General features: G+C 37.6%; 5 protein-coding genes, 4 tRNA genes and 1 rRNA gene. 9 read left to right on the top strand and 1 reads right to left on the bottom strand.

The features are described from left to right. The 5 genes from KTB61_RS07680 to KTB61_RS07660 form a co-directional block, all read left to right on the top strand. Positions 1-102, top strand: a 23S ribosomal RNA gene (locus KTB61_RS07680); the annotation flags it as partial. 67 nt (positions 103-169) lie between these two features. Beyond that, positions 170-242 (top strand) — tRNA-Asn (locus KTB61_RS07675). Between the two features lie 54 nt (positions 243-296). Further along, positions 297-368, top strand: a tRNA-Glu gene (locus KTB61_RS07670). A 35-nt stretch (positions 369-403) separates the two neighbouring features. Further along, positions 404-474, top strand: a tRNA-Cys gene (locus KTB61_RS07665). A 50-nt stretch (positions 475-524) separates the two neighbouring features. Further along, a tRNA-Met gene (locus KTB61_RS07660) sits at positions 525-598 on the top strand. Between the two features lie 92 nt (positions 599-690). Here KTB61_RS07660 and KTB61_RS07655 read toward each other — a convergent pair. After that, a complete protein-coding gene (locus KTB61_RS07655) occupies positions 691-1,773 on the bottom strand; it encodes a LacI family DNA-binding transcriptional regulator (RefSeq protein WP_216697186.1) in 1,083 nt (360 codons plus the stop codon). A gap of 331 nt (positions 1,774-2,104) precedes the next feature. Here KTB61_RS07655 and KTB61_RS07650 point away from each other — a divergent pair, with 331 nt between their 5' ends. From KTB61_RS07650 to KTB61_RS07635, 4 genes are read left to right on the top strand one after another with little or no spacing between them, the layout of a single operon-like run. Beyond that, complete coding sequence (locus KTB61_RS07650) at positions 2,105-3,544, top strand: NAD(P)/FAD-dependent oxidoreductase (RefSeq protein WP_216697185.1); 1,440 nt, start codon at positions 2,105-2,107, stop codon at positions 3,542-3,544. Beyond that, positions 3,544-4,797: an NAD(P)/FAD-dependent oxidoreductase gene (locus KTB61_RS07645; RefSeq protein ID WP_075759756.1), complete on the top strand. Its 1,254-nt coding sequence runs from the start codon at positions 3,544-3,546 to the stop codon at positions 4,795-4,797. The genes KTB61_RS07650 and KTB61_RS07645 overlap by 1 nt, the downstream gene beginning before the upstream one ends. Before the next feature lie 18 nt (positions 4,798-4,815). Further along, a complete protein-coding gene (locus tag KTB61_RS07640; protein WP_216697184.1) occupies positions 4,816-5,166 on the top strand; it encodes a DUF1667 domain-containing protein in 351 nt (116 codons plus the stop codon). 28 nt (positions 5,167-5,194) lie between these two features. Then, complete coding sequence (locus KTB61_RS07635; RefSeq protein ID WP_216697183.1) at positions 5,195-6,238, top strand: glycerol-3-phosphate dehydrogenase; 1,044 nt, start codon at positions 5,195-5,197, stop codon at positions 6,236-6,238. Positions 6,239-6,309 lie beyond the last annotated feature (71 nt).

Raw genomic sequence — 6,309 nt, 5'->3', positions numbered from 1 at the left:
AGGTAGTAAGACCCCTTGAAGACTACGAGGTTGATAGGGCAGAGGTGGAAGTGTAGCAATACATGGAGCTGACTGTTACTAATCGGTCGAGGCTTTAACCAGAGAAGGCAGAGTGAGGGATGACTTGTAAGAGATCTTGTATGATGTTTTGAAGGCACAAGCCTGATGATCCTCGATAGCTCAGTTGGTAGAGCACACGGCTGTTAACCGTGCTGTCGCTGGTTCGAGCCCGGCTCGGGGAGGTCAAGATACCGGGAGGTATCAGGAAAAGAAGGCCGTGAAGCGGTCAGAAAAAAGGCTCCATGGTCAAGTGGTTAAGACACCGCCCTTTCACGGCGGTAACACGGGTTCAAATCCCGTTGGAGTCATATTTTTTGAAATATGAGCATACAATTTATTATGTGGCGCCATAGCCAAGTGGTAAGGCATGGGACTGCAACTCCCCGATCACCAGTTCAAATCTGGTTGGCGCCTTTTCTAAACACTTAGTGATTCTAAGTGTTCAGTTTAATTTCATAAAATGGCGCGGGATAGAGCAGTCTGGTAGCTCGTCGGGCTCATAACCCGAAGGTCGTTGGTTCAAATCCGGCTCCCGCAATTTTAAAGGTCTGCAATAATATTAATTTATTGCAGACCTTTTTGTTTTCTTTTTGTACATAATCTTGTTCGATTTGTTCTAGTGCTTTAATTTTATATGACTTTACACTTTCCAGTTGAATTTCGAACGATTAATTCCGGTTCATATTCCATTCGCATAATATAGTGGTGTTTAGAAGGACTATCCTTTTGGGCATTTTTTTTATAAATAATATCCACAGCTTCTCGTCCTTTGTATACAGAAGCATGTTCTATGGTAGTCAAGGAAATCTGGGGCATAGAAGATAAAGTAATATTATCAAAACCGCAAACAGAATAATCTGAAGGAATGCGATAACCGTAATCTGAAATAGCCGCCATAATTCCAAAAGCAGTCATATCATTATTTCCTACAAAAGCGGTAGAGGGAGTTTGTTCATCTAAAGACTGTGCAGCAAGATCATAACCGTTTTGATATTCAGAGCTGTCTGCGGGATAACGTCCATAGGCAGCCATGGTTGGAGATTTCACTTGAATTTGTGAAGGATCAATGCCATGGTCTTTAAAACTTGCTTTTAAGCCTTCTAAACGATGGATTCGTCCAATTTCTTTGGCGCGAATTGGTGTTGATACATAAGTTATGTGTGTGTGCCCCAGGGATATTAGATAATTGCCAATAATATAACCAGGTTTTTTACTATCAAGTTCAACAGAATCAAAACGGCAGGATTCTGGTTTGTCACCGATGGAGACTACAGGTACCTGTTTGGATAATGCATTGGCTTCAGCAATTTTAGTTGGAGGATATAAAGAAATAACTCCAGCAAGTTCGAAACCAGATAACAGATTGAGATACAGCTCTTCCCTGGAAACATCTCTTAATGTGGAAATAGTAAAAACGGTGTATCCATATTCTTTTGCCCGCTCTGTAATTGAATGGATAATCATAGAATAGTAGCCATTGGATAAAATCGGACAAATGACAATAATACTTTTTGCCAAAGCAGTATCTTTCTTTTTTGATCCTTTCACTGGCTTTATATAGCCCAGTTCTTTGGCTGCATCTTTTACTTTATCAATAGTATCCTTTGAGAAAGATACATGAGGTTTATTGCTTAAAATCATCGAGACTGTAGATTGTGAGACTCCTGAATATTCTGCAATATCTCTTGTGGTAACTTTATTTCTTTTTCCCATTATATATCCTCCGTTCTTATAGTTTTTTTCAAAAATCATTGAAAAAAAAAGAATGATTTTTTTTGATTAATTGAAATTATTAATTGAAAGTTGTATTCGATTAATAATATTATACAAATGATTAATAATCTTTTCAAGAGTTTCTGCAGTTCTGAAAAAAATATCAGAAAAATATGTATTTAAAAGCATTGTTAATCAAAAGTAATGATTAATTTAAAATTGAGAAAAACCGCATAAAATGGGCGTTTGCGGTGTTTGACACAAGGGGAAAAGTGTGATTAGATTAAGTCAGTAAGAGTCAAATGTAAATGAAAACAGGAGGGATAAAACAGTGTATGATGTAGCAATTATCGGTGCAGGAATCACAGGCTGTTCAATCGCATACGAACTTGGAAAATATAACATCAATGCAATAGTGATCGAGAAGGAAAATGATGTTTCTGTAGGAACCACAAAAGCAAACAGTGCAATTATCCATGGAGGATACGATCCAAAACCGGGAACTTTAATGGCAAAGTACAATATTAAAGGAAATGTTTATACGAAAGAACTTTGTCAAAAGCTGGATGTACCATTTAAACAGATTGGAGCTTTGGTTGTAGCTTTTAGTGAAGAAGAAAAGAAAACTTTAGAAGAGTTAAAAGAGCGCGGTGCCCAAAATGGTGTTCCTCATATGGAAATCTGGGATAAAGAAAAACTTCATAAAGAAGAACCAAACATATCAGATAATGCAGTTGCAGCATTGTTATCACCAAATGTCGGTATTGTCAGTCCATGGGAACTGGCAATTGCACTTGCAGAGACAGCAGTAGAAAATGGAGTAGACATTAAATTAAACACAGAAGTGACTGGAATCGAAAAGAAAGATGATGCATATCAGATTGAAACAAACAATGGAATGATCGAAGCAAAATATATCTGTAATGCAGCGGGAGTTTTTGCAGATAAAGTTAATGAACTGATAAATGAAAAGACGTTTGAAATTACTCCAAACAAAGGTGAGTATTACTTATTAGATAAGAGTCAGGGAAATCTGGTAAATCATGTTATTTTTCAGTGTCCAAATGAAAAAGGTAAGGGAGTTTTAGTCTCACCTACAGTACATGGAAACTTAATTGTAGGTCCTGATTCCCAGCCATCTGCTGGAGATGATACATCAACAACAGGCAGCGGACTTAGTTTTGTAAAAAATACAGCATTAAAATCCGTGCCAGGAATTAACTTCAGAGAATCCATTCGTAATTTTGCAGGTGTTCGTGCAAGAACAAAAAAACATGATTTTCAGATTTATGAAGATAAGAAAAACAAGGGATTCATCAATATCGGAGGAATGGAATCTCCAGGATTATCATCTGCAACAGCGATTGCATTGGATGTTGTAAAAATGCTTGCTGATACCGGGCTTGTACTGGAAGAGAAAAATGATATTGTAGATACAAGAAAAGTAAATCGTTTCAAACATTTAAGCCATGAAAAACGTGCAGAATTAGTAAAAGAAAATCCTTTATATGGAAAGATCATTTGCCGTTGTGAAACAGTTACAGAAGGAGAAATCGTTGACGCAATCCATCGTCCGATTCCTGCAACTTCCATTGATGCTGTTAAGAGAAGATGTAATGCAGGTATGGGTAGATGCCAGGGTGGTTTCTGTGGACCAAAAGTACAGGAAATCATCTCCAGAGAATTAAATATTCCATTGAAAGATGTGCCACAGGATCGATTGGGAACAGATATTATTACAGGAGAAACGAAGGATGGAGGTGCCAGATAATGAAATATGATGTAATTGTAGTCGGTGGAGGTCCGGCAGGATTAGCGGCAGCAGTAGAAGCAAGTAAAAATGGTGCCGAAAGCATCTTGGTGATTGAACGTGATCAGGAATTAGGTGGAATTTTAAATCAGTGTATACATAATGGTTTTGGACTTCATTATTTTAAAGAGGAATTAACAGGTCCTGAATACGCAGGAAAATTTATTGAAATGTTAGAGCAGACCAATATTCAGGTGATGCTGGATACTATGGTATTGGATGTGGATGAACAGGAAAAATGTGTTCATGCGATGAATAAAAAAGATGGCTACATGAAACTGGAAGGAAAATCTATTATTCTAAACATGGGATGCCGAGAAAGAACAAGAGGAGCTATTGCAATTCCCGGGGACCGCCCGGCAGGAGTGTTTACCGCAGGTGCTGCACAGCGTTATGTAAATATTGAAGGATATATGGTAGGTAAAAAGGTCCTGATTTTAGGTTCTGGTGATATCGGACTGATTATGGCAAGACGTATGAGCTTAGAAGGTGCTAAAGTTGTTGGCTGTGTAGAACTTTGTCCATATTCTAATGGCTTAACACGTAACATTGTACAGTGCCTGGAAGACTATGATATTCCTTTGTACTTATCTCACACCATTACAGATATCCAGGGAGATAAGAGAGTAGAAAAAGTTATCGTTCAGAAAGTGGATGAAACAAATACTCCAATTCCGGGAACAGAAATCGAATTTGATGTAGATACAGTTCTGCTATCTGTAGGTCTGATTCCTGAAAATGAATTGACAAGAGCAGCAGGAATAACAATGGATCCAAGAACAAATGGACCAGTTGTATTTGAAAATATGGAAACTTCTGCGGAAGGTATATTTGCCAGTGGAAATGTTGTACATGTACATGATCTGGTTGACTTCGTTACAGCAGAAAGCCAGAAAGCAGGAAGAAGTGCTGCAGAATATGTAAAAAATGGAGAAACAAAAGATCAGACTTGTATTGAATTGAAGAACGGAGATAATGTCGGATATACAGTACCACAGAAAATTCGTCCGGCAAATGTAGATAAAATGGTTGAAGTTATGTTTCGTGTAAGAAATGTATTCAAAAACGTTGAAATCAAAGTAAGATCCAATGGAGAACAGCTTGCATCTTTCAAACGTGAACATATGGCTCCAGGTGAGATGGAAAAAATCGTTATTCCAAAGGCATTTTTAGATAAAGTTGAAAATGGAGAAATCACAGTATCTGTGGAGTAGAAAAGGAAGGTGCAGAAAATGACAGAGTTAATTTGTATTGTGTGTCCAAAAGGATGTCATTTAAAAGTTGATGAGGAAAATGGATATAAAGTCACAGGAAACGGATGTCCTAGAGGGGCTGCCTATGGTGAAAAAGAGCTGGTAAATCCTACCAGAGTAATTACTTCTACAGTAAAAGTAGATGCTCAGACAGCAAGGCGTGTTCCGGTAAAAACCAATGGGGATATCCCTAAGGGAAGAATATATGACATTATGGATGAGTTAACAAAGGTGACAGTTAAAGCACCGGTACAAGTGGGAGATGTAGTAATTCCAGATGTATTAGGACTTGGTGTAGACATTGTTGCATGTAAAAAAATAGCAAAATAATTTAATTACAATTTCAGGAGGAAAAGAAATGAGCATTATAACATTTGTATGTGCAGGTCAGATGAACTCTGCAATCACATTCCCGGCATTCGAAAACGGACATGAGGTTCGTCTTGTTGGATCACCACTTGATAGAGATATCATTGATGGATTAAGAAAAGATAATTTCCATATTACATTAAAGAGAACATTACATGATGGAATCAAATATTATCAGATCGAAGAATTAGAAGAAGCATTAGAAGGTGCAGATTTAATTCTTGGTGGAGTCAGCAGTTTTGGTTTAGACTGGTTCTGTGATGAAATATTACCAGTACTTCCAGAAGATGTACCATTGTTAACAGTAACAAAAGGTATGGTGGATCTGGATGATGGAACATTAGTACCTTATCCACATATTTTTGCACAAAGACAGCCAGAAGGAAAAAATATTAACTTTAACGCAATCGGTGGTCCATGTACAAGTTATGAATTAGCAGATCATGATGACAGCCATGTTGCTTTCTGCGGAAAAGATATGGAAACATTGAAATTCATCAAATCTCTGCTTGCTACAGATTACTATCATATCAGTTTATCTACAGATGTTGTTGGTGTTGAATGTGCTGTAGCTATGAAAAATGCTTATGCACTAGGTGTATCATTGGCCGTAGGTCTGGCAGAAAAGAGAGACGGAGAAATCGGTGCTGTACATTATAACTCTCAGGCAGCATTGTTTGGACAAGGTGTCAAAGAAATGACTCGTCTGTTAGAATTAATCGGTGGAAAACCAGAAAATATCATTCACGGAGCTGGTGACTTATATGTAACCGTATTCGGAGGAAGAACACGTAAAATCGGTACATTATTAGGACGTGGCTTATCATTTGATGAAGCAATGGAAGAACTGAAAGGTGTGACTCTGGAATCTATCGTTATTGCTACAAGAACAGCTCGTGCTGTTAAGAAACTGGCTGAAAGAGGAATCGTTGATTTGAAAGATTACCCATTACTTATGCATGTAGATGATATTATTAATAATGGTGCAGAAGTTGACATTCCATGGGAAGATTTTACTATGATTTCTGAGTAAGAAAATAAATGATAAGAAGGAGAGGCTGTTACACAAGGTGTAATCAGCCTCTCCTTTATTATTGAATTCAT

Origin of the sequence: Anaerostipes faecalis (assembly GCF_018982945.1) — a bacterium.
In the GTDB taxonomy this organism is placed as follows: domain Bacteria; phylum Bacillota; class Clostridia; order Lachnospirales; family Lachnospiraceae; genus Anaerostipes; species Anaerostipes faecalis.
Note: the sequence above shows the minus strand (reverse complement) of the source record. Positions and strands in the feature narration are given on the sequence as shown.